The organism is Methanobacterium sp. (assembly GCA_016222945.1).
GTDB lineage: Archaea > Methanobacteriota > Methanobacteria > Methanobacteriales > Methanobacteriaceae > Methanobacterium_D.
Map to the genome: position 1 here is coordinate 161,831 of JACRPY010000006.1, position 22,307 is coordinate 184,137.

Genomic DNA, 22,307 nt, shown 5'->3' on the forward strand with positions numbered 1-22,307 from the left:
ATAATGTAAAAAAGATGTTTCCTGGAGTTTTAAGACTCCAAGAACACTTCATCATGTCTTCCTTACTTCGGAGGCGGTAAGGACATGAAATTTAATTAATTGAATTACAACTTATTTCAACCAATTACATCTTATGACGATATAATTTATAAACATTTCTATATTTTAACAATTATTTTTAAGAGAAGAAAAAAGGAGATAATGAGTTTAAAATATGATTGTCCTATTAAATTTTTATGGTAAATTTGAATGTGCTGCCTTTTCCTGGTTCAGATTCTGCCCAGATTTCGCCACCATGTTGATGAACGATCCTCTGGGCAATAGACAAACCAATTCCAGACCCTTCATACTCATGGTGGGTGTGTAATCGCTGGAAAATGGTGAAAATACGTTCTAAGTGTTCAGGATTTATACTCATTCCATTATCCTTCACATTGAAGAGATATTGATCATCTTCCTTTTCAGCGGATACATGGATTTCAGGTCTTTCATTGCTTCGATATTTGATAGCATTGGTAATGAGATTTTGGAATAATAAGATCATCTGATTTTCATCAGCTCTGATATTTTTAGGTAATTGATCATATGTTATTTTGGCATTATTTTCATTAATTATAACATTGAGATTTAAATTGATCTGATCCAATACTTCCACAAAGTCAACTTCACTGAACATCATTTCTTTGTTTGCTACTCGAGAATATTCTAACAAATCAATGATCATTGTATCCAGACGTTTGGCACCATCCACTGCAAAAAATATGAACTCTTGAGCGTCATCATCTAATTGGTCTTGATATCGTCGCTCTAATAATTGTAAAAAGTTGATAATCATTCGCAGAGGTTCTCTCAGATCGTGAGAAGCTACGTAGGCGAATTGTTTCAGATCTGCATTAGATTTTGCAAGTTCTGAAGTGCGTAGTTTAACTTGTTCTTCCAGATTTTCCCAATATTTCTTGAGTTCTTTTTCTGCTTTTTTACGTTCAGTTATATCACGTGCAGCAGCGAAAACACCTACTACGTCATTAAACTCATCCTTATAAACTGATGCATTGTACAAAACAGGAGTTAAACTACCATCTTTATGTTTGATCTCCAATGGATAATCCCTTACCATTCCCGATTTAAAAACATGCTGATACCCTTTCTTAGCTTCCACAGGATTAGTGAAATAGTCTGCGAAATCGGTTCCTATAAGTTCTTCACGTGAATAGCCAGTAACATTTTCAGTTGCTTTATTCACGTCAGTAATCTTACCATCAGGTCCAATGGTAACCAAAGGATCTAAAGCTGTTTCAATCAGATTACGGTTATAATTATTTGCTAAAAATAGATCTTTAGTACGTTCTTCAACCATTTCCTCAAGTTTATTTAAAGTTTCTTTTAGTTCAATTTCTACATTTTTGCGCTTGGTGATGTCTATAAACGCTGAAACAGATCCACGAGGATTTCCGTCATCATCAAATAGTGGTGTAGAATTACCTAACATGTTCTTTTGCGTACCATCTGAATAGACTAGATCAAATTCGTAATCACGTAGTTCCTTACCGGATGCGGATAGTTGAACTGGCATTTCCTCTGGAATCATTTCAATGCCATCTTTAAATATCTTAAATGTTTCAGGCCTCTCATTTTCCGGAGCTGATTTAGATGCTTCAACACCTTGAGGAAGCTGTAGCAATTCGTAAGAGAGTTTATTACCAGTGATATGGCGTCCTTCAGGATCTTGTGCAATCCAGACAGCAGCAGGCACGGCATTCAATACCTTTGTCAACTCTTCCTCACTTTCGCTCAACTCATTCTCAACCCGCTTGCGTTGTGTGATATCACGATTGGATTCAATAACAATTTTTTGGCCAGAAGTATCTTGAATTAACTGTAATTGACTTTCAACAATGATTTTCTCACCATCTTTTTTTGTATGGATTAATTCACCAGCCCACATTTTGTCATTAACCAGCTTTTCTATAATTTCATTAAATTCAAGCGGAAACTCAGTTTTAAGCAATTCATGGCTGCTAAAACCTATAGTTTCTTTGTCACTATATCCATACAACTCCTCAGCACCCTGATTCCAAGATAATATTTTTCCCCCATAGTTCCAAGAAAAAATAGCTTCATTAGAAACATCTAATAAAGCTGCGTGCATTTTTAAATCTTCTCCAATTTTTGTACTTGCTGTGATGTCTGTGGCAGTTATTCTGAATTCTTGTAAATTTCCATCAGCATCTTGGACAGGTAAAATCTCCAAATGGGCATAAAATTGGGTTCCATCTTTTTTAATGAGTTTAATTTCACAATTTTGAGAAGTCCCATTCTCTAAAACTAGTTTTAAATGTTTATAAAAATTATTTCTGAATTCAGGAGGGATAAAACGAATGAATGCATTATTAATCAGATATTCTCTTTCATAATTGAGTAATGTGGCACCAGTTATATTAATATCTTTGATTAACTCTTTTTCATCCAAGGTTAAATATCCAACAGGTGCAAAATTGTATAGATCAAAATATTTCTGACTAAATTCTTCTAATCTTGATTCAACATCTCTAAGCTCTTTGTTTTGTAGTTCTAATTCAATCTGATGTACTTGGAGTTCATGGATAAGAGAATCGACGTTTTCAGGCTTTAAAATTGGTTTACGCTCGCTTAATAATTGTTCTGCCTTTAAACGCCTATTATTAGTTTCGTTATCTTTCAATGATCAACTACCCCCTCCAATTATATTATGATTTAAATCATACTCAATATATTAATTTTATTGAAATAAACAAAAAAATTTCAAAATCGAAAACGAAATTGTTAATATGATATGAAAAATGCAATAATTTGTTGCGATTTTTAACAGGAAAATACTATTTAAATTGCTTAATTTTCAAAATAATTTACGGCACTTTGCTCAATATATGAAAAAAATAAGAGAATCTAAAACTCACTCAAAGCAATCTTAGCAGCATTTTGCTCAGCTTCTTTTTTGCTTCCACCATTACCTATCCCACATTTCTCACCATTAATCATGGCAGCCATGGTAAATATTTTATCATGTGGTTCTCCTTCTTCATGGATTAACTCATAAATTAATTCAAAACCGTTTTGATCACATAATTGTTTTAATTCAGATTTATAATCATAAAAAAAGATGTCTTTATTCTTTATATGGGGGATGACGGTTTTAAAGAGAAATTCTTTCACACTTTCCATGCCTAAATCCAGATATAAAGCTCCAATAAAAGATTCAAATACATCACTAATAACCGAATCAGTTTCTCGTTTTGTTAATTCAACACCAGCACCTAATTTTATGTATTGATCTAATCCTAATTCAATTGAATAAGTGTAAAGTGCTTTTTTACATACATAATTAGAACGTATACGGGTTAATTGGCCTTCAGTTAAATCAGAATCCATATTATATAAAAATTCAGATACCACCAGGTCTAAGGCAGCATCACCTAAAAATTCTAATCTTTCATAGCATTCTTCCAGGTTATTTTCATTGGAATAAGACTCATGAAGAAAGGCCAGCTCATATAGATGAGGATCAAGTGGTTTAATTGAAAACTTTTTTAGTAATTCCATAATTATCTATTTATTATTAGGATATATAGGTTGATAAGTCATTTATTATAATCATTATATGGGAGATATTTTAAAATAGAAGTTATATAACCTCACCAATACATATATGATCCTTGAAAACGTTTTATATGGATACAGTCAGCAGTATATGGTGCCATAATTTAAATATGATGAATTATAAATGATAATTCATCAATCGAAGTTGGATTTTGCTGTTGCTGCCCAATTACTTGGTAAATTATCAGTAACATTTCCATTATATTTATCAATATACACGTCAAAATCAGGTACCATTGCACCTACACCTGGTACATGGACTGAAATTGTGTAAATGTTACCATTTAGAACTGGTTTAGAAAGCCAAGACCTTCTAATTTGATTTGTTAAAGTTTGTGAATTTGCTTCAGCAATTCGATGCCTTACATGCGTATATGCTATATCTTCAGCATATTCTGCAGTAATATTGGAATCTTTAAAAATAGGATATATAGTATTCATTTTATCAGCTTCAATACATCCAGAAGTGCTTAACACCCCTAAAACCATTACAATCACAAATAAAATTGCTATTTTTTTCATTGTTATCCTCCTTTATGCATAATTTATGTTTTTTTCCATGCTACTTATAAATTTATAGTATGGACTCACATGTACACCAACTAATGGTGGAATGATTGTAATATGAAGATATTAACCAGAAAAGAAAACTAAATTGGAGCTAACGATTAAAATTTGTTAATATTTCAAAATTTTTCACAAATTAACTAAAATTGGAATTAAATATTGAAATATAAAAAACGTATATTTTTATATATTACGCGCATCAAAATAATATAACTGTATAATTATACATTTTCTAAAAAAAAGTTGATAGGATGCTTATTATCATTATAAACTGATTAATTTAATTTAAAAAACTAATTCTGGTGATACATTGACAAGAATTGCAATATTAGATCATGATCGATGCCTACCCAAGAAATGTAACTACGTGTGCATTGAATACTGTCCTGGTGTTAGAATGGAAGAAGACACCATCACCATTGATCCGAAAACCAAAAAACCAGTAATCTCTGAAGAATTATGTTCTGGATGCGGAATATGCACAAAAAGATGTTATATGGATGCTATAACAATCATCAATCTCCCGGAAGCTCTAAAAGACCCTATACATCGATATGGGCAAAATATGTTTGAATTATTCGGGCTTCCAAATATTAAGGACGGTTCTGTTGTGGGAATTTTAGGTCCAAACGGAATAGGTAAATCCACCATCATCAAAATCCTTTCAGGCGAATTAAAACCTAATTTAGGAAAATATGAAGATTCTGCCTCTTGGGATGAGATTATTAACTATTTTAAAGGTTCACAGCTTCAATCTTACTTTAAAAAGCTTTCAGAAGGTAATTTAAAAACATCCCATAAGCCGCAGATGGTGGATATGCTGCCTAAAGTAGTAAAAGGTGATGTTGGAAAGCTCTTAGAAAGTGTTGATGAGCGAAATAAATTAGAAGAAGTTTCAAAAACACTTGAAATAGAACATATAATGGATAGGGACATTTCCAAGCTGGGCGGAGGAGAACTTCAAAGAGTTGCTATTTCTGCAGCAGCCCTAAAAGATGCTGATTTCTATTATTTTGACGAACCCACATCATGGCTTGATGTTAGACAAAGATTAAACGCTGTTAAGGTTATAAGAAATCTTTCAGATGAAGGTAAATCTGTAATGGTCATAGAACACGATTTAGCTGCCCTTGATGCCATATCAGATTATGTGCATATTTTATACGGCCATCCTGGAGCTTATGGGGTCGTGGCCCAGATGAGGGGTGTACGGGTTGGAATAAATACATATATTGGCGGATTTTTAAAAGAAGAAAATGTCAGATTCAGAAAACAGCCCATTGTTTTTGATGTAAGGCCTCCTACTGAAGAAAGGGAAGGAGATGTTCTTGCTGAATACACAACACTTAAAAAATCCTATGATGGATTTTCAATTGAAGCTGAAGAAGGTGAAGTTCAATATAATGAAATTGTAACTGCATTTGGCCCTAATGGTATTGGTAAAACCACATTTGCCAAGATGCTAGCAGATGCCATAAAACCAGATGAAGGAAAGATTAAAAAGAAGATAGCTATTGCTTATAAACCTCAATATTTATCATCTAACTTTGATGGGACTGTTCAGGAACTTTTAATGACAACAGCACCTACTTATGGTACTAATATATTTAAAACCGAGATTATAAGGCCATTTACCCTTGATGAGATTATGGAAAAAACAGTCAAGGATTTAAGTGGCGGGGAGCTGCAGCGACTGGCAATTGCAACCACACTTTCAAAAGATGCCGATGTTTATCTTTTTGATGAGCCAACAGCGTTTTTAGATGTTGAACAGAGATTAAGAGCTGCAAGAGCTGTAAGAAAAATTATAGAAAATCGTCATGCAGCATCAATTATAATAGACCACGATATAGTCTTCATTGATTATATTTCTGATCGTGCAATGGTCTTTTATGGCGAGCCGGGAGTTAGTGGGCATGCCACAAAACCAATGGATTTAAGGAATGCAATGAATAAATTCCTTTCTGATGTGGGAATAACCTTTAGAAGAGATAAGGAAACTAAACGTCCACGTGTAAATAAGTTTGAAAGTTATCTTGACCGTGAACAGAAAGAAAAAGGAGAATACTATTATCTGGAAAGTTAGTTCTCCAGATTTTTAATTTATTTTAAAAATAAAAAAAGAGGATTATTTGTGTTTTAATGTTTTTATGGCATCTTCAAAGTCCACTGCAAACTTTTCAACACTTTCAGTAGGTATGGAGAAGCTTACTCTTAAATATCTGTGTCCAAATAGTTTGCTTGTATAAGCGCCTTCTCTTGCAAATATTTTTCGGCCTAAGAGGAACTCTGTAACATCTATTGGTTCAATTCCAAGCTCGTACATGTCAATTGCAAGCATATTCCCATCAGAAGGATACACAGGTATAAATAAGCCGTCTATTCCATCAACTGCATCTTTTATAATTTTTTGATTTCCTCTGGTTGTATTGCGTATTCTATCCAGCCATTCTGGCTTGGATTTCACTGCTGCAAGCGCACCCTTTTGGGCGATTACATTTGTTCCCAGATCGTTTATAATTATACTTTTTACAGAAGTAACAACGTCTGGAGCAGCTATTAAAGCCCCGACACGTAAACCAGCCATTCCATATATTTTAGAGAAGCTGTAAACTGTTATGGTATTTTCGGGAGCGTATTTTGCTGCTAAATGGTGTTCTCGTGCAAAGTCTCTGTAGGTTATGTCATGGAGCAGGTAAAGGTCGTTATCAATAGCTATATCTGCAAATTCTTTGATTTCTTCCTTCGTGTAGCATGATCCCAGAGGATTAAGAGGGTCTACAAGGGATATTATCTTTGTATTTTTGTCCATGTTTTCTTTTACAAGTTCAGGGGTTAATTTATAACCACATTCCTCGTTGTAGATTGGAATTGATTTTACATGGTCTGCGAATCTGCTTGCAAAGTTATCTATGATAAGATATCCTGGATCACAGGTTATAACGTTGTCTGTAGGTTCTAATATGTCATTCATGCAGAGATAGAGGGATTCTGTACCTCCTGCTGTAATTAAAATATCATAACCTTCCGTAAGACCTAAATCTTGAAGGATAAGGTTTTTAAGTTCTGGAAATCCTTCTGGCGGAGGATATTTACAGTAATCCTTGTTTTTAATGCTTTCCAGCATTTCGTACATGATGTCGTTTTCTTCATGTAAATGATTAGTGTTTTGACCCATCCAGATCATTTCTTCATCATGATAAACACAATTAAAGAATTCATTTACACTTTTAAAGCCTTTTGGCAGTCTTTTTGCTACTCTTGCGTATTTCTTCGGTGAAATCATAAATCTCACAACACTTTAAAATAGTATTTATTTCTAAGATTAAAATCTAAAAATGCTTTTAAATCATATAAATCTTTTTAAAAACTCTTATTTAAAATCTTAGGTTTACTATATTCATAAATTTAACTTGTTTTTAATTATATGTCCAATTGGGTATGTTTTATAAGATATTTCATCTTAGTAAATTTAAAAGTATCGGATTGCTTATCTTAGGCCATTATCAATGATTTCAAATCTAACTTTAAGACCTTCAGGTTTGCTTTTATGCCTTTTTAATATGGCGTATCTTTCTCCTTTCTCATTTTTTTCAAGTTCAACTATAATTTTACTCCAATATTTCAGTATAGTGCCACCTACAGGCTCAATTACACCTTCTTCATCAAAAAGAGAGTAAATATGATTGGTGATGATTACCGCAATATTATGTTTTCTTGCAAGCCTTGAGAGAAGTCCCATTTGCTTTCCAAGTTCTCTATTAATCTCGGTTTGGCCGCCTTCTTTTAATCTGTATAGTGCTACTGCTGAATCAAGAATTAAGAGGTCTATTTTATGTTCCTCAGATTTTAAACTGTTATCGATGCGTTTTAAGCTTTCATTTTGTTCTTGAAAGTTTGTAGGTTCCATAACTATTATATTACCTGCAAATTTATCAAAATCTTCTCCAGCTATTTGTTTAATCCGTTCAATGGAGAGCCCACCTTCAGTATCTATAATAACTGCTTTTTTATCATTTTTTGCACATTGTACAAGCATTTTAAGTGCTATATTTGTTTTTCCTGATCCTGGCGGTCCATAGAATTGGGTTATGGATCCTTTTTCAACTCCACCACCTATTATGGAATCTATTCCACATTCTAATGGTATTTTACCGTTTTTCTTTATATTGGCTAATGTATTCAATATTAATTCCTCTTAAATTCTTTGATTGATAAAATTTAGCTTAAATTAACTATTTTAAAAGATTTTTAATTTACATAATTAGTCAGCTATTCTAATTAACTGTTTGCATATTATAATAAAAATAATTTGGGTGCATCTTTTTTAATTAATTTAGTATTATATTTAAGTTAAAACTCTATTTTTGGATTTAAATTAAATATAATTGAATGAAGGCATTGATGCACCTTCTCTTAATATTTTTGGCGGAGAAATGGTCATATCAATAACTGTGGAGTGAACACCATGTTTACATATTCCCGCATCAAGAACAACATCAATATTATTATCCAGTTGACTTAAAACACCATTTACAGATTCTGAAACTTTTTTCCCTGAAATATTGGCACTTGTTGTGGTTATTGGAAATTCTCTGGAAAGTTCCATGCAAATCCTGTTGTCTGGAATCCTTATTCCAATTTTATCACTACTGGAAGTTACTAGGGATGGAACGACTTCTTTTTTCTTTAAAATAACTGTAAAGGGACCTGGAAAAATTTCAGCTAATTTCCTTTTTATATTTTCATTTACATGGGCAATTTTGGATATATCATCTATTTTAGACACACAAACAGATAACGGTTTAGTTAAATGCCTTTTTTTTACTGAATAAACCTTTTTAACAGCTTCAACATCAAATATATTTGCCCCAATGCCGTAAACAGTATCTGTGGGATATATAATTGTTTTTCCTTCATTTAATGCTTCAATTGCTATTTTAAGCATTTCTTTTTGTGGATTTTCAGCATTTATTTTGAGTAATTTCATATAATCTTCCCTGGAGCTTTTCTATAATTTCCATTTTTATACTGTTATTTTAGTGGTAATTGGGCTTACTATTAACTTTATACAAACATATATCTTTGGGAACGTACATCTAATGTATATGCTTAATAAACTACGTCCACGGGTTAAAATCTATATAGACCCTATTGCAAATAAAATTAGTGTACATCCCAATATTTTGACTATAATTGGCCTTATTATGGGTATTTTTTCTGCGTATTTATTTGCAACTGGAAATCTGCTTGCAGGTGGAATTTTTATACTTTTAAGCGGTTTTTTTGATATTATAGATGGTGCTGTCGCGCGAAATCATAAAACACAATCTCCATTTGGTTCAATACTGGATTCAACCACTGACAGACTTACAGATGCATTTATTTTAATTGGAATTGCATATGGCGGATTTGTAAACTGGGTAATAGGTGTTTTAGCCATAGTTGCATCCTTCAGTGTAAGTTATGTAAGGGCACGAATGGAAGCAGAAGGTGTAAAAGGCGATGTGGGAATAGCTGAAAGAGCAGAAAGACTTGTTATAATTATGATAGGTGCATTTTTAACCTATGCGTTAGGTTTCAACTTCTTAAATTATGCTGTTATTTTAATAGTGATCCTCGGGTTTTTCACAGTTTCACAAAGAATATACTATGCATGGAAACAATTAAAGGATAAAAAGCCAGAATAACACAGGATAGATATTATGGGTGATGATTCAAGTACAATAAGCCGTATTAATAAAGATATTGAACTATTTACTAAAAATATAAAAGAAATAGAATCAATAAATTTAAATGACAACGAAAATGAAGTTCTTCTAAGAGCTCTAAGTTACTTTGAAGATACAAAATACTATCTTGAAAAAGGAGACCTTGTAACTTCATTTGGATGTATAACCTATGCACATGGATTACTGGATGCAATACGGCTCTTACATAACATAATTTGATATTTAAATTTTATAGAACTTAAAAATATTTATTCAAACCTATAAACTTAAAATAATTATTTATATTAGCTATTATGCAGATTAAAAAAGATAAAATCAATGAAGCAGTATATGATTTAAGATTTCTTCTAAATAGAGGTTATAGGAAGAAAAATGCCCTTCAATTTGTTTCAAATAAATATTTGCTAAGTAAGCGGGAACGTAATTATCTGGCCCGATCTGTTTTTTCTAACTTAAAATCTGAATCCAGAGGAGAAAAAATAGTTGAAATCACCCAAATAGAAAACAAATATCTTCTTGTGGATGGTTACAATGTTCTTATCACCACTGAAAGCATATGCCAGAGGGATTATGAATCTCTAATTCTATGCGATGACATGATTTTAAGAGATTTAAATGCTGTTTTTGGTAAATATAAATTTAAAGACTCTACAAAAAAGGCTTTAAATGCTATTTTGGAGCTTATAAATGAATATAACCCTGCTTATGTTAATTTTTTATTTGATAGTCCTGTAAGTTTCAGCGCTAAGCTTGCAAAACTTACAAATGAAATTATGCAGCATTATGGAATTCAAGGAAGTACAAATGTCTCTAAAAATGTTGATTTTGAAATTATAGAGTCATCAAAGACAAATAATGGAGTAGTTGCAACAGGGGATAGTGTAATAATAGATAAAATAGATAAAGTTGTGGATATACCTTTTATTATCCTGCAAAAATACAAAACTAAATAAAAATCATTTTTTTTACATAAAATACTTTAAAATTAAATTAAATAAAAGTAATTAACTCTTATAAGATTCTAAATACATTAAAAAATTAAAATCAATTAAATAAAAAAAGTGGTGATATTATGGAAAATAACAATGATTTATATGCAGAAAAGGCAGGAGAAGAACTTAAATCAAGAATTGAATGGTTTAAGGAAGCTCTTCAAGACGATGAAAAACGGGAAGAAATTCATGATAGTGTTCAAGGTTCAGAAATACTTGTTAGACTTGAAATTTTTCTACCATCAGATGATCCTGATAACTTTGCAGATGGGCTTTATCTCTACATTGATAACAGCGGACTAATTGTAGATGCAGATTATTATTTTAGAAAAACTAATGATGGTGCAGTAACCAGATTAGAAGGTGAAGAACTGCAAATAGTTAAAGACTTATTCCAGGATGCGTTTTCCCTTGAAATAGAATAAATTGTTCCTAAATAACTTATCAAACTATCTATAAATAGAGTTTAACGCTTAAAATAATATAGAATTTATTTTTTTAAGAATAATTTAATTAGGAAAATGAACATACTTTAGATGTATTTAATATAAATTAGAAATTAATAAAAAATTCAGAGTATAAAAAACAGATTATACTATGATTTAAACATAATTAAAGAAAAAAATATTTAAATAGAATAAACGATTTAAATTAACTTTCAGAATTATTTCAATAATATGCATACATTAAATTAAGCATGGAGGATGAAAATGCGCAGCTTTGAAAGACTGACTTCTCTAAAGGATTATATTCCTTTAAAAAGAAGGGAATCAGGAGGAAAAAATATAGGTCTTCTTGTTGATGGGCCTAATATGTTAAGGAAAGAGTTCAGCCTTAATCTTGATATTGTAAGGAAAATAATAGCTGAATATGGGGACATGAGGGTTGGTAAAGTTTTACTGAATCAATATGCTTCAGATAAACTTATAGAAGCAATTGTAAATCAAGGATTTACTCCTGTTGTTGTTGCTGGTGATACTGATGTTTACATGGCAGTTGAAGCCATGGAATTAATTTATAATCCTAATATTGATGTTGTTGCACTAATGACTCGTGATGCTGATTTTCTGCCCATCATAAGCAAGGCAAAAGAAAATGGGAAAGAAACAATTGTAATTGGAGCTGAACCCGGATTCAGTGCAGCACTGCAAAACTCTGCAGATCATTCCATAACCTTGAAATCTGAAAATCATAGGGGTAAACAAAGTCATAATAGGGAAGAAAATGCTTATTAATTCGTCTGTTGATGAGGTAAAAAAAAGGGAAAACTCCCTTAAAATCATTGATTCCATTATTAAAAACCATGGAAGAAATGCTCTTTATGATTTAACAGGTCTTGCCGGAGGATTTAAACTTAATCCTCAAGATATGGATTTTCTTGAGACATATGCAGGGCCTGCAATGTTTGAAAATGAGCTGCAGCGCCTTGGAACAGACTATCTTGGTGGGGAAAAAGTATTTGCTTTTAACAGAACCACATCAGGCATCCTTGCAACAATTTTAGCCCTTGTAAAACCAGGGGATGAAGTTATTCATTATTTGCCTAAATTTCCATCACATCCATCTATTCCTCGAAGCACGAAGCTTGTAGGGGCTTCTTATAAAGAATTTGACAATATTAATGATTTTGAAGTTCAAAATAACACAGCTCTTGTTATTATAACTGGTTCTACCATGGATCATGATATATTAGAAGAAGAGGAGTTTTTTAAGATAATTGACATTTCCAAATCAAAAAACATCCCTGTATTTGTAGATGATGCATCAGGGGCAAGATTAAGAACAGTGCTCTATAAACAGCCTAAAGCCATGGATATGGGTGCAGATATTGTTATAACAAGCACTGATAAACTAATGAATGGTCCAAGAGCAGGTTTAATGGCAGGGAAAAAAGAAATAATTGATTTAATAAAATCAAAAGCCCATGAATTTGGTCTTGAAGCCCAAACAGCTACTATTGTTGGTATAATAAGGGCAATTGAAAATTTCAGCGGGAAAAGAATGATTAGAGCATTCAAAGATAAACATGAAATTTATGAGGCCTTAAAAAAAGATATTGAATCTGTTAGGGAAACCCCAACAGGTGTAATGATTTCAGCAGATGATATAATTGCAGAATTGAAAAAGAAAGGTGTTAAAACAGATTTCACATCAGACGATGTTGCATGTGTATTTGCAGCTCTTTTACTTAGAAACTACCATATTTTAACTATTCCTGCTGTTGGAATGCCTGGCGCTTCTGCAACTTTGAGAATAGATCTTGCAGCTTCTGATTCAGAAAGGATTGATAATGAATATATTGTTAAGGCCATGATTGAGACTTTTTCACATCTTAGTGAGATTGTAAACTATAAAATGGCCTGTAAATTGATTTTATATGAAAATGACATAAGTAAATGATTTAATTTAACTATTTTATTCTTTTTTATATTTTTTTAATAGAAAGAGAGGCTTTTGAGCACATGATTGAGATCGATGGTTCGGATGGCGAAGGTGGAGGTTCTATTGTACGTATTGCTACTGCATTATCTGCTTTAAGTCAAGAAACCATAAACATAAAGAATATACGGTCAAACAGACCAAAAACTGGGCTAATGCCGCAACATTTAAATGCAGTAAAGGTAGTTGCGCAATTATCTCATGCATCATGTGATAAATTAGAGATAGGGTCAAATGAAATCTTTTTTAAACCTGAATCCATAAAGGGAGGGAATTTTGAAATTGACATAAAAACTGCAGGGAGCATTGCACTTGTTCTCCAGGCATTTATGATACCTGCTTTTTTTGCAAAATCAAGGGTAAATATAACTATTTGTGGAGGTACTGATGTTAGATGGTCTCCATCAATAAATTACCTGCAAAATATCACCCTGCCAATTCTAAAAACAATGGGATATGTTGCAGAAATAGATATAATCCGTCGCGGACACTATCCTCGTGGGGGAGGCATTGTAAAGGTTGAAATTGCTCCTGTAAAAAAATTAAAGCCAATTATAAGCACTGAACTTGAAGTGGATAGAATAAGAGGAATATCGCATAGTGTTAAGATACCAGAACATGTTGCAGTAAGGCAAGCTGAAAGTGCAGAAAAAGTGCTTAAAGCAAATGGATTTGATGCTGAAATTGAAATTGAACATTCAAACAATGCTTTAGGTGCAGGATCGGGAATAGTTCTTTGGAGTGAAGGAAAATCAAGAGTTGGTGGAAGTTCAATTGGAGAACGTGGTTTAAAAGCTGAAAACGTAGGTAAAAACGCAGCAAAAGAAATATTATACCATATATCAAAGGGCGCAGCAGTTGATAAATACATGGGTGACCAGTTAATTCCATATATGGCCATAAAAGGTAATTCTAAGATAAAAACAGCTGAATTAACTCTTCATACCCTTACTAATATTCATGTTGCAGAAAAAATAATGGATAAAAAATTTAGTGTAATTGGTGAATTGGGTGATATTGCAACTATTTCTGTTATTTAAGCTACGTGTCTGCATTCTCCAGATATAATCTTTTCAAGAGAGCCATTATTTAGCTCTACAATCAGTGCACCATCACTATTTACACCGACAGCTTCTCCTTTAATAATTTTTGTCCCTGTTTTAACTTCTACGCTGCTTCCAATAGTTTTTGAGTATTCACGCCATTTATTTAAGATGCTGTGGAAATTACCTTTACTAAATTCATTATAAATCTCTTCAAAGTTTTCAAGGAACTTCTGCACCAATATCATCCGGGACACGTCACCATCACGCAATTCACTTTTAATAGAAGTTGCTGTATCCTTTAATTCGGGAGGAAATGAACCTAAGTCAATATTTACATCAATACCTATTCCTATTACCATATAATCAATGGCATCTCTTTCAGTGCTTATTTCAGTTAATATGCCGCAAACTTTTTTATTATCTATTAAAATGTCATTTGGCCATTTAATGCCTACTTCTAATCCATATTCATCTTTTAAAGTTTTTGCAGCTGCAACACCTGCAGTAAATGTTAACTGAGGAGCATTAATAGGCAATATATCTGGTCTTAAAATTACAGACATCCAAGCACCACCCATAGGTGATATCCATTTTTTACCTCTTCTTCCCCTTCCTTTACTTTGACTTTCTGCTATTACAACTGTTCCTTCTGGTGCTCCATCAATAGCTAATTTTTTAGCAACTTCATTTGTAGAGTCAACCTCTCTAAAATAATGAATTTCATTACCTATACGGCTTGTATCAAGTATACTTTTGAGTTTATGGGGTAATATCAAAGTTAATTCCTCGTTAAGCTGGAATGCGTCGTTTGATATGTTTATTGTGTATCCTTCTTTTTTAAGTGTTTTAATGTGGTCTAGTATCTGGGAATGCTCAAATCCAAGTTGTGATGTTAATTCGTCAATACTCACAAATTCGCCTTTCTTTTCATAAAGAGATTCTAATACTTTATTTTTCATTTTAACACCAGATTTTTTTTATGAAATATTAAATTATTTATTTAATGAAACTAACTTTATGGCCTATTTTTTACCTAAATTAGCCATATAACTGTTTACAGCTCCAGAAACTGCAGCAATCTTAGGTGAAGGTAAAAATGTGGATTTTAGTCTTGCTGCTCTTTTTTCGTCGGATTTAATTACATCTTCCATGTGACCCATAATTTCATCACGATAATGGTCAACAAAATGTGTATGCAAATCTCCATCCCTGAAATGTTGGCTTAACATCATGGATTTGTGGAAAGGAATTGTAGTTTTAACTCCAAGTATAATATATTCATCTAAAGCCCTTTTCATACGATTTATAGCTTCATTTCTTGTCATTCCCCAAACTATCAGTTTAGATATCATTGAATCATAAAATGGAGGTATTGTATAGTTCATATAAACTCCACTATCTACTCTAACTCCAATTCCTCCTGGTGATCTGTAACCTGTTATTTTACCAGGATTTGGGGCGAAATCTGCAAGAGGATCTTCTGCGTTTATTCTGCACTCAATAGCATGACCTTTAACTATAATGTCTTCCTGCGCGCAGCATAATTCTTCCCCAGAAGCAATTTTAAGTTGCTGTTTTACAAGATCAATTCCTGTTACAATCTCTGTAATAGGATGCTCTACTTGAATACGAGTATTCATCTCAAGGAAATAATAATCACCATTAGAATATAAAAATTCAACAGTTCCTGCGTTTGTATAATCTATAGAAGAGGCAGCTCTTACTGCAGCTCCACCCATCTCTTCACGTAGTTCTTCTGTCATGATAGGAGAGGGAGATTCTTCAATCAATTTTTGATGCCTTCGTTGAATAGAACATTCCCTATCTGCAACATGAATAGTGTTTCCATGTTCATCAGCTAATATCTGAAACTCTATATGCCTTGGTTCTTCCACATACTTTTCAATATAGATAGTTGAATCTCCAAAGGCCGAAGCTGCAACAGATTGGGTGGATTCAATTGCCCTTACAAGTTCATCTTCTTCATAAACCGTACGCATCCCTATTCCACCACCACCGGCTGAAGCTTTTACAATAACAGGATAACCAATAGATTCAGCTATATCCACAGCCTCATCAAGTTCAGTTACACCTTTAGCAGTACCTGGAACCACAGGAACTCCTGCAGCTCGCATTAGTTTTTTGGATTCAATCTTGCTTCCCATGGAATTTATAACAGAACCTTTAGGTCCTATTAATTTAATACCGTGTTTTTCGCATTCTTCTCCTAATTTAGCGTTTTCTGCTAAGAATCCGTAACCAGGGTGGATTGCTTCAGCCCCGCATTTTTCTGCAGTGTCTATTATTTTCTCTATATTCAAGTAACTGTCTGATGGACTTGGTTTACCTATGTTATATGCTTCGTTAGCGTATTTTGCAAAAAGTGAGTTTTTATCAGCATCAGAATATACTGCAACGCTTTTTACGCCCAGTTCTTTACAAGCTCTCATAACTCTTATTGCGATTTCGCCACGATTGGCAATGAGGATTTTATTAAACATGATATCGCCTCTAAAATTTGTAGAAGTCTGTAGATCGACTTTGAAATCATTTGTATATATAATATATTCTATTATAACATTGATTTCTAATCATATTAATTATTTTATATCTATTTCATTATATTATTATATCTTCCAAAATCAAATATTAAAAATAAGATTCACAAGGTTAGGGGATGTTAAAAATGAGTAAAAAACCAGAAATCACTAAAAAAAGACATCTTGAAATGGTACTACAAAATATACTTCCCCATACAAAACCAAAAGTTCATTTAGAACAGTATACAACACCTGCAAACATAGCAGCAGCTATTTTGTGGAATGCATACTCTCTTGGTGATATTGAAGATAACAAAGTTGTGGATATGGGCTGCGGTACAGGGATATTTGCTGTTGGTGCCGTTCTCATGGGTGCAAGAAAAGTTATGGGAATAGACATTGATCCAGATGCAATAGAGATTGCAAAGAAACATGCATCTGAATTTGGCATTGATAATCTGGCTGAATTTATTTCAGGCGATGTTAAAGATATTGTTTGCAATGCAGATACTGTAATTCAAAATCCGCCTTTTGGCGCCCAAAAAGCCGGGAGAAAAAATGCAGATAGAATTTTCATGAAAAAAGCCATTGAAATTGCCCCTGTAGTTTATTCTTTCCATATGAAAGAGACAGAAGAATTTGTAGAGAAATATTTTGCTTCTTTAGGGGGTTTGGTTACTCATAAGTTTTATTACAGTTTTAATATACCTAAAATTTATGATTTCCACCGGAAAGAGAAAATTAACATTGATGTAGTTGTTTTTAGGATAGAAAAGAATATATAAATAGAATAAGGAATACACATTAAGATTTTAAAATCTTCTTAAGGTGTATAAAACCATAAAATATTTTATGCTGATTTACATATATTATTAATAGGTTAAAATGGTAAATACTTCAAATCTGCATTATTTATATATAACTTAAATCAAACCTTAGGGTGTTGTACACAATATATATATGAAGACAAAAACAGATAATGGAGAATGGAACAGAAACATTTAACCATTTTTATACCTGCCTCAATAACTGCTGAGACAAAGGATTTAAGAATTAAAACTTACAAGGTGGGTTTGATTGGTAGATCTGCAGCTATCTTCAAGGCTGACAAGATCGTTGTTTATAACGATAATTCAGATAGGAAAGAGGTAAAGTTTATTAGTGATGTTCTCGCTTATATGAATACGCCTCAATACCTTCGTAAAAAGGTATTTCCAATCTCAAGGGAACTAAAAAATGTGGGAATTCTTCCACCACTTAGAACTCCCCACCATCCTACAGATGAAGCAGAAGTAGGCGATTATAGGCAGGGATTCACTGTAAAAAGGACAAAGAAAGGTACAATAGTTGATATTGGGGCGGATAGACCCGCGCTTTGTCGTGAAAAACTCAGCATAAATAAAATATTTAGCTTCCGTGTAGTGAAGCTGTCAAAAAAAGACATATTAATAGAACCGGATAAACCAGACTTTTACTGGGGTTACGAGGTTTTATCTACTTATAAGGACTTGTATGAAAGCATATTAGAAGTAAAACCCGATTTTGTTATTGGAACTTCTAGATATGCCGAGCCCATCACTTCTATTTTAGATGAAGTAAAGCACAAGATAAAAGATGCCAAACACGTGGCTATTTTGTTTGGTGGTCCTTATTCAGGCTTGCATGAACTTATTCAGGGCCGAAAAAACTTAATAGATCTTGAAGTCAATACGGTCCCATCACAAGGAACTAAGACTATAAGGACTGAAGAGGCGGTTTTAACAACTTTATCTGCATTTAACTTGCTTTTAAATGCAGAATAACTAGGAAAATTGAAAGAATTGTGAAGTAAGGAGGTAAATTAAAAATGAGTAGACATCATCAACCACGAAGTGGATCAGTTGCATTTAGTCCTAGAAAAAGGGCAGTAAAACAATCCCCTAGGATCAAATCCTGGCCTGAGACAGAAGAAACGGGGTTACTTGGATTTGCAGGGTATAAAGTGGGAATGACCCACGTAATAATGAATGATAATAGGAAAAACTCACCAACTGAAGGAATGGAAATATCAACTCCCGTGACTATATTGGAAGTACCACCTGTTGTTGTAATGGGCATAAGGGCCTACAAAAAAACTACTTATGGGCTTAAAACCATGATTGACGTTATGGCAAGTGATTTAAGCGAAGAACTCTTGCGAAAAATACCAATACCTGAAAAATATGATACTGATTCTAATTTAACTAAATTAAATGAAAATATTGATAATGTTGCAGATATACGCGTTTTAGTACATACCAACCCAAAACAAGTTACAGGTATTCCAAAAAAGAAACCTGAGATAATAGAATGTGGAGTTGGCGGAGCTACAGTTGCTGAAAAACTTGAATACGCTAAAAGTATTCTTGGAAGCGAAATAAATGCAGCTGACGTTTTTTCTGATGGAGAACATATTGATTCTATAGCAATTACCAAAGGTAAAGGATTCCAAGGACCTGTTAAAAGATGGGGAATTAGAATACAATACGGAAAAGCTGCTAGAAGTAGTAAAGGAAGGCACGTTGGTTCATTAGGTCCATGGTCACCAGAAAGGACAATGTGGACAGTTCCACAAGCAGGTCAAATGGGATACCATAAAAGAACTGAATATAATAAAAAGATTCTTAAAATTGCAGATGTATCAGAAGTAGATGCTGTAAATCCTGATGGAGGATTTATTAAATATGGTCTCGTGAAAAATAATTATATTATAGTGAAAGGATCACTTCCAGGCCCATCAAAAAGGCTTGTAATATTAAGAAAAGCAATGAGACCTCACAGAAAGCATAATGATGCACCAGTGATATCACATATCTCAACTGCTTCAAAACAAGGAGTTTGAGTTTAAATCATGTTTATGTTTGGAAATAATTAAAGAGGGATATTAAAATGAAAAAGATCAAGGTTTACTCATTGGAAGGCGAAGTCATTGACGAAATCAAGCTGCCTGAGATTTTCAACGAAGAATTCAGACCAGATGTCATTAAAAGAGCGGTAATTTCATCACAAACTGCAAGGATTCAACCATGGGGAACAGATCCTATGGCAGGAAAAAGAACAACTGCTAAATCATATGGTTCTGGTCGTGGTGCAGCAATGGTTCCTCGTGTAAAGGGAAGCAGACACCCAGCAGGTTCAAAAGCGGCATTTGTACCTCAAGCTGTAGGTGGTAGGAGAGCACACCCTCCACGAGCTCAAAGAATCATCCATGAGAAAGTAAACAGAAAAGAAAGAAGATTAGCAATAAGATCAGCAGTTGCAGCGACTACAAACAACGAATTGGTAGAAAACAGAGGACACAAGATCCAAAATGTTCCTCAAATTCCATTTGTAGTTGATGACGAACTGGCTAAAATTAAAAACACCAAAGAAACAAGAGAAATATTCAAAAAACTTGGAATAATGGATGACATAGTCCGAGCCAAAACCGGTAAAAAGATAAGAGCTGGAAAAGGTAAAATGAGGGGCCGAAAGTACAAAGTACCAAAGGGACCTCTAATAGTAGTTGGCGAAGACAAAGGAATAAGCTTGGGTGCAAGAAACCATCCTGGTGTAGATATAGTGTCGGTAGAAAACTTAAATGCTGAACTTTTAGCTCCAGGTACACACGCAGGTAGATTTACAATATACACAAAATCTGCCATTGAAAAATTAGGTGAATTATTCCAATAAAGTTATAGGACGTGTGAAAATGGATCCTTATGCAATAATAGTAAAACCACACTTAACAGAAAAAAGTATGAACTCTATTGACCAAAATAATGAGTTAACATTCATAGTACTGCGAACTGCTAGAAAAGCAGATGTAAAAAGCGCGTTTGAGGACCTTTACGCTGTTAAAGTAGAAAGAGTAAACACTCAATTTACTTCAAAAGGTGAAAAGATAGCATATATTAAACTTGCAGCAGAACACAGCGCAGAGGATATAGCAGTTAAAATGGGAGTATTCTAAATAACTCCAATTTAATCTAATTATCCGCAAAGACCAAATAGGGTCATGTATGGAGGAATAAATAATGGGAAAACGTTTAAAATCACAAAGACAAGGGAGAGGAACTCCTACTCATAGGAGTGCATCCCATCGATTCAAAGGAAGGATCGAATACAGATCGTATGATAATGTAGAAAAAGAAGGCAGTTTGAAAGGAAAAATTGCTGATATCATTCACGATCCTGGAAGAAGTGCACCAATAGCATTGGTAAAATTTGAAAATGGTGAAAAATTACTGGTATTAGCACCAGAAAGTATACAAATAAATGATGATATAGAATTTGGAGCTTCAGCACCAATCAAAGCAGGAAATGCATTACCACTTGCACAGATTCCAGAAGGAACACCTGTATATAATCTTGAAAAAAGCCCTGGAGACGGCGGAAAATTCGTTAAAGCATCAGGCACTCACGCTTCTTTAATAACCCATGATGTAGGAAAGGCAATAGTAGAATTGCCATCAGGAGAATTAAAAGCATTTCATCCTGCCTGCAGAGCAACCATTGGAGTAGTTGCTGGAGGAGGAAGGAAAGAAAAACCATTCCTTAAAGCAGGAAACAGATACTACGCTTTAAACGCTAAAGGTAAAAAGAATGTTAGCGTTAGAGGAGTGGCAATGAACGCAGTAGATCACCCACACGGTGGTGGAAACAGACAACATCCTGGAAAGCCGACTACAGTTTCAAGACATGCGCCACCAGGAAGAAAAGTAGGTTCAATCGCTGCTAGAAGAACAGGGAAAAGAAGATAAAATTAAAATTTTTAAAAAAAGGGAACCCTCAAACATTTCAGTTTGGGGCACCGAAAATCGAAGCTTGCAAAAATCTTTTCAAAGATTTTTGCGCTCCAAAAATTCTTCGAATTTTTGAGAGATTTTCGAGTGTAAATAAAATAAAAGCTCAAATAAAATATGAGGAGGCGACTAATTGGCTAGAAAAGAATTTATATATCGCGGTTATACATTAGAAGAGTTACAACAGATGCCTTTGGATAATGTTATACAACTCTTCCCATCAAGACAGAGAAGATCCCTTAGAAGGGGATTTCTCCCAAGACAAAAGAAAGTGCTTGAAAATATAAGAAAAATAAAAAAAGAAGGAAAAAAGGGCGGAAGACCACAGATAATCAAAACTCATTGTAGGGACATGATTGTTCTCCCAGAAATGGTAGGATTAACCTTTGGAATTTACAATGGAAAAGAATTCACAGAAGTAACCATACTACCAGAAATGATTGGATGTTACTTTGGGGAATTTGCACTTACAAGAAAACGAGTACAACACGGGGATCCTGGAATGGGTGCTACAAGGTCATCTATGTTCGTACCTCTTAAATAAGGAGAGAAT

The 22,307-nt window shown here is 33.5% G+C and carries 23 protein-coding genes; 15 read left to right on the forward strand and 8 right to left on the reverse strand.

Going from position 1 to position 22,307, the window contains the following annotated elements; genetic code table 11:
• Positions 1–226 precede the first annotated feature (226 nt).
• The 3 genes from HZC47_09810 to HZC47_09820 form a co-directional block, all read right to left on the reverse strand.
• A complete protein-coding gene (locus HZC47_09810) occupies positions 227–2,701 on the reverse strand; it encodes a PAS domain S-box protein (protein ID MBI5681178.1) in 2,475 nt (824 codons plus the stop codon).
• A gap of 224 nt (positions 2,702–2,925) precedes the next feature.
• The gene (rnc, locus tag HZC47_09815; GenBank protein MBI5681179.1) at positions 2,926–3,579 is read right to left on the reverse strand and encodes a ribonuclease III; all 654 of its coding nucleotides are present in this window, start codon (positions 3,577–3,579) and stop codon (positions 2,926–2,928) included.
• Positions 3,580–3,771: 192 nt separating this feature from the next.
• Positions 3,772–4,158 (reverse strand): hypothetical protein, encoded by a 387-nt coding sequence (locus HZC47_09820; protein ID MBI5681180.1) that lies wholly within the window; start codon positions 4,156–4,158, stop codon positions 3,772–3,774.
• Between the two features lie 355 nt (positions 4,159–4,513).
• On the opposite strand from HZC47_09820, the gene HZC47_09825 reads away from it, so the two are divergent.
• Positions 4,514–6,289, forward strand: coding sequence for a ribosome biogenesis/translation initiation ATPase RLI (locus tag HZC47_09825; protein MBI5681181.1), 1,776 nt, complete (start codon positions 4,514–4,516; stop codon positions 6,287–6,289).
• Between the two features lie 42 nt (positions 6,290–6,331).
• On the opposite strand, the gene HZC47_09830 is transcribed toward HZC47_09825, so the two are convergent.
• The 3 genes from HZC47_09830 to HZC47_09840 all read right to left on the reverse strand — a co-directional run bounded on the left by HZC47_09830 (position 6,332) and on the right by HZC47_09840 (position 9,193).
• Positions 6,332–7,489, reverse strand: a complete 1,158-nt coding sequence (locus HZC47_09830) for a pyridoxal phosphate-dependent aminotransferase (protein MBI5681182.1) — start codon at positions 7,487–7,489, stop codon at positions 6,332–6,334.
• A 204-nt stretch (positions 7,490–7,693) separates the two neighbouring features.
• Positions 7,694–8,389 (reverse strand): DNA repair and recombination protein RadB, encoded by a 696-nt coding sequence (gene radB, locus HZC47_09835; protein MBI5681183.1) that lies wholly within the window; start codon positions 8,387–8,389, stop codon positions 7,694–7,696.
• A 192-nt stretch (positions 8,390–8,581) separates the two neighbouring features.
• The gene (locus tag HZC47_09840) at positions 8,582–9,193 is read right to left on the reverse strand and encodes a threonylcarbamoyl-AMP synthase (GenBank protein MBI5681184.1); all 612 of its coding nucleotides are present in this window, start codon (positions 9,191–9,193) and stop codon (positions 8,582–8,584) included.
• A gap of 118 nt (positions 9,194–9,311) precedes the next feature.
• Here HZC47_09840 and HZC47_09845 point away from each other — a divergent pair, with 118 nt between their 5' ends.
• The 7 genes from HZC47_09845 (at position 9,312) to HZC47_09875 (ending at position 14,406) form a co-directional block, all read left to right on the forward strand.
• Positions 9,312–9,893 carry a CDP-alcohol phosphatidyltransferase family protein gene (locus HZC47_09845; protein MBI5681185.1) on the forward strand — a complete coding sequence of 194 codons (582 nt, stop codon included), beginning with the start codon at positions 9,312–9,314 and terminating at the stop codon, positions 9,891–9,893.
• A 15-nt stretch (positions 9,894–9,908) separates the two neighbouring features.
• On the forward strand, positions 9,909–10,154 hold the full coding sequence (locus HZC47_09850) for a DUF357 domain-containing protein (protein ID MBI5681186.1): 246 nt from the start codon (positions 9,909–9,911) through the stop codon (positions 10,152–10,154).
• An 80-nt stretch (positions 10,155–10,234) separates the two neighbouring features.
• Positions 10,235–10,888 (forward strand): DUF434 domain-containing protein, encoded by a 654-nt coding sequence (locus tag HZC47_09855; GenBank protein ID MBI5681187.1) that lies wholly within the window; start codon positions 10,235–10,237, stop codon positions 10,886–10,888.
• Positions 10,889–11,007: 119 nt separating this feature from the next.
• Complete coding sequence (locus HZC47_09860; protein ID MBI5681188.1) at positions 11,008–11,352, forward strand: hypothetical protein; 345 nt, start codon at positions 11,008–11,010, stop codon at positions 11,350–11,352.
• Between the two features lie 285 nt (positions 11,353–11,637).
• Positions 11,638–12,162, forward strand: a complete 525-nt coding sequence (locus HZC47_09865) for a TIGR00288 family NYN domain-containing protein (GenBank protein MBI5681189.1) — start codon at positions 11,638–11,640, stop codon at positions 12,160–12,162.
• The gene (locus HZC47_09870) at positions 12,152–13,327 is read left to right on the forward strand and encodes a TIGR03576 family pyridoxal phosphate-dependent enzyme (protein ID MBI5681190.1); all 1,176 of its coding nucleotides are present in this window, start codon (positions 12,152–12,154) and stop codon (positions 13,325–13,327) included. Before HZC47_09865 ends, HZC47_09870 begins: the two co-directional genes overlap by 11 nt.
• 62 nt (positions 13,328–13,389) lie before the next feature.
• On the forward strand, positions 13,390–14,406 hold the full coding sequence (locus tag HZC47_09875; protein ID MBI5681191.1) for an RNA 3'-terminal phosphate cyclase: 1,017 nt from the start codon (positions 13,390–13,392) through the stop codon (positions 14,404–14,406).
• On the opposite strand, the gene HZC47_09880 is transcribed toward HZC47_09875, so the two are convergent.
• Both HZC47_09880 and HZC47_09885 read right to left on the reverse strand, forming a co-directional pair.
• Entirely contained in the window at positions 14,403–15,371 is a 969-nt protein-coding gene (locus HZC47_09880; GenBank protein MBI5681192.1) for a biotin--[acetyl-CoA-carboxylase] ligase, read from the reverse strand. The genes HZC47_09875 and HZC47_09880 overlap by 4 nt on opposite strands.
• Before the next feature lie 63 nt (positions 15,372–15,434).
• Entirely contained in the window at positions 15,435–16,913 is a 1,479-nt protein-coding gene (locus HZC47_09885) for an acetyl-CoA carboxylase biotin carboxylase subunit (GenBank protein MBI5681193.1), read from the reverse strand.
• A 185-nt stretch (positions 16,914–17,098) separates the two neighbouring features.
• Here HZC47_09885 and HZC47_09890 point away from each other — a divergent pair, with 185 nt between their 5' ends.
• From HZC47_09890 to rpsS, 7 genes are all read left to right on the forward strand, one after another.
• Positions 17,099–17,737 (forward strand): methyltransferase, encoded by a 639-nt coding sequence (locus HZC47_09890; protein ID MBI5681194.1) that lies wholly within the window; start codon positions 17,099–17,101, stop codon positions 17,735–17,737.
• 201 nt (positions 17,738–17,938) lie between these two features.
• On the forward strand, positions 17,939–18,754 hold the full coding sequence (locus HZC47_09895; GenBank protein ID MBI5681195.1) for an RNA-binding protein: 816 nt from the start codon (positions 17,939–17,941) through the stop codon (positions 18,752–18,754).
• Positions 18,755–18,798: 44 nt separating this feature from the next.
• Positions 18,799–19,812 carry a 50S ribosomal protein L3 gene (gene rpl3p / locus HZC47_09900; GenBank protein MBI5681196.1) on the forward strand — a complete coding sequence of 338 codons (1,014 nt, stop codon included), beginning with the start codon at positions 18,799–18,801 and terminating at the stop codon, positions 19,810–19,812.
• 47 nt (positions 19,813–19,859) lie between these two features.
• Positions 19,860–20,642: a 50S ribosomal protein L4 gene (locus HZC47_09905; protein MBI5681197.1), complete on the forward strand. Its 783-nt coding sequence runs from the start codon at positions 19,860–19,862 to the stop codon at positions 20,640–20,642.
• A 19-nt stretch (positions 20,643–20,661) separates the two neighbouring features.
• Entirely contained in the window at positions 20,662–20,922 is a 261-nt protein-coding gene (locus HZC47_09910) for a 50S ribosomal protein L23 (protein ID MBI5681198.1), read from the forward strand.
• 64 nt (positions 20,923–20,986) lie between these two features.
• The gene (locus HZC47_09915; GenBank protein ID MBI5681199.1) at positions 20,987–21,712 is read left to right on the forward strand and encodes a 50S ribosomal protein L2; all 726 of its coding nucleotides are present in this window, start codon (positions 20,987–20,989) and stop codon (positions 21,710–21,712) included.
• A gap of 175 nt (positions 21,713–21,887) precedes the next feature.
• On the forward strand, positions 21,888–22,298 hold the full coding sequence (rpsS, locus tag HZC47_09920) for a 30S ribosomal protein S19 (protein ID MBI5681200.1): 411 nt from the start codon (positions 21,888–21,890) through the stop codon (positions 22,296–22,298).
• Positions 22,299–22,307 lie beyond the last annotated feature (9 nt).